The sequence below is a fragment of the Terrisporobacter petrolearius genome (genome assembly GCF_020748185.1).
Taxonomy (GTDB): domain Bacteria; phylum Bacillota; class Clostridia; order Peptostreptococcales; family Peptostreptococcaceae; genus Terrisporobacter; species Terrisporobacter petrolearius.
Window position 1 is genome coordinate 1 of record NZ_JAHZMO010000181.1, and the last position, 452, is coordinate 452.

Below are 452 nucleotides of genomic sequence, written 5' to 3' on the forward strand. Positions count from 1 at the left end.
AGACATCGTTATTAAGTAGCAGCACCATAAGATAAGGAGTGGTATCGTTAGCCACAGCCTCCCTGCTCCAGAGATAATATAAAGGGGGGGGGCTCAACAGATTTATCTTTACGTCGCTTACACTGCAAATATTCAGAAATGAGTCTATGCAGTTCACCAGTAAAATCAGCCATCAGAGAGGGAATGGCCTTATTAATACCCTGCCCTGGTATTAATTTAAATTGTAATAATTTAATTTCAGGATGTGTGGCTGCAGCCCGATACAGAGTTGCAAGGACACACTTTTGCCAGAGGGCGTTACAGGAAAGCTTAACGTTTGATTCTGTATACATAATAAATCACCTTACAGTTACAACAGGTCAAAAACCGCTGTAGCCAGAGTTACGCTGGCCTGATGCTTTAGTACCGGGCTTCTTCAGATAATCCAGACGCTCCAATAAGCGCTGATACTG

General features: G+C 42.9%; 1 protein-coding gene. It reads right to left on the reverse strand.

Going from position 1 to position 452, the window contains the following annotated elements; all coding sequences use genetic code 11:
- Positions 1-47: 47 nt before the first annotated feature.
- Positions 48-332 (reverse strand): hypothetical protein, encoded by a 285-nt coding sequence (locus K0040_RS20220; protein WP_157919612.1) that lies wholly within the window; start codon positions 330-332, stop codon positions 48-50.
- Positions 333-452: the final 120 nt, after the last annotated feature.

What these genes read in the sequence shown, in the direction of transcription:
- K0040_RS20220 (WP_157919612.1), bottom strand. Translation starts at nt 332, where the DNA reads ATGTATACAGAATCAAACGTTAAGCTTTCCTGTAACGCCCTCTGGCAA.